Source organism: Fulvivirga aurantia, from assembly GCF_009711475.1.
Taxonomy (GTDB): domain Bacteria; phylum Bacteroidota; class Bacteroidia; order Cytophagales; family Cyclobacteriaceae; genus Fulvivirga; species Fulvivirga aurantia.
This window is the reverse complement of sequence record NZ_SMMD01000289.1, coordinates 1-1,561: the sequence shown is the minus strand read 5'-3', so window position 1 is coordinate 1,561 and position 1,561 is coordinate 1. Positions and strand designations below refer to the sequence as shown.

Genomic DNA, 1,561 nt, shown 5'->3' with positions numbered 1-1,561 from the left:
ATAACGCGCTCCAGCTTAGGAGAGGCTTTCACCATCAACCTCTGACATTCTTCACTCAGGTGCTGTATTTTAATCTCTTTTCCTGCTGCCTCATATTTCTCAACCAAGTTAAACAAGGCCTCCAGTGCCGAGTGGTCTGAAACTCGAGATTCCATAAAGTCCAAAATCACTTTGTCAGGGTCATTGTGTACGTCAAACTTGTTATTAAAAGCCTGAATGCTTCCAAAGAATAAAGGCCCCCAGATTTCATATACTTTAGTACCGTCATCGAGCATTTTCTTTCGCGCTCTGATCTTTTTGGCGTTTTCCCAGGCAAATACAAGCGCACTCATGATGATACCTGCAATTACAGCAATCGCAAGGTCAAAAATTACGGTTAGTGAAGATACAGCCACTAAAACGATGGCATCACTCACAGGTATTTTATTGAGAATTCTAAAACTACTCCAGGCAAATGTGCCGATTACAACCATAAACATTACGCCAACCAGGGCAGCAATAGGCACTTGCTCAATAAGCCCTGAAGCGAAAAGAATAAAAGCTAATAAAGTAACAGAGGCAACAATACCTGAAAGACGCGTTCTACCACCACCTTTTATATTAATGATAGACTGACCAATCATGGCACAGCCTCCCATTCCACCAAAAAATCCCGTTACTATGTTGGCACCACCCTGAGCAAGGCATTCTCGGTTTGAGTTACCTCGTGTTTCTGTAAGTTCGTCTACCAGATTGAGGGTCATAAGAGATTCAATTAATCCTATAGCAGCTAAAATAATAGCATATGGACCTATGAACTTAAGTGTTTCCCATGTTAATGGTACTTTCTCAAAAATATCTAATTGAAACTCAGGAAGTCCGCCCTGAAGACCTGAACCACCACCATCTTTAATAAAACTACCGACTGTGGCAACATCTAAACCAGTAAAAATTGCGATACCCGATACCACAAGTATACCTATTAAAGCTTCTGGTAGCTTTTTATTGAGTTTAGGCAAGAAATACATGATACCCATAGTGAGGCCTACAAGGCCTATCATAGTCCATAATTCTGCACCGTGCATCCAGACTTTAGTGCCATCGATTGACTCTTTAAACATACCAAGCTGAGAAAGAAAAATTACGATGGCCAATCCGTTTACAAAACCCATCATAACCGGGTGTGGAATGAGTCGTACAAATTTACCAAGCTTCAGAAAGCCAACTATCATTTGTATGATACCCATTAATATAACGGTAGCAAACAGATAATAAAGCCCCAGATTTTCGTCCGGTGTGCCCATATCATTTCCCTTAGCTACAAGTGTCACCATTACTACGGCCAGTGCACCTGTGGCTCCACTTATCATACCCGGTCTACCACCGAAAATTGAAGTGATAAAACCAATCATAAAGGCGGCATAAAGACCAACCAAGGGATCTACTCCGGCTACAAAGGCAAATGCAACTGCCTCAGGAACTAAGGCTAAAGCGACTGTAAGCCCACTTAAAATATCATTTTTGGCATTAGCCGTTCTTTTTCTAATAAATTCTCTCATTATCGTATTGGTACTATTGGCAA

General features: G+C 41.2%; 1 protein-coding gene. It reads right to left on the bottom strand.

The window, feature by feature from the left end; genetic code table 11:
- On the bottom strand, positions 1–1,538 hold a 1,538-nt coding region (locus E1176_RS01210), incomplete at its 3' end, for a SulP family inorganic anion transporter (protein ID WP_155208761.1).
- Positions 1,539–1,561 lie beyond the last annotated feature (23 nt).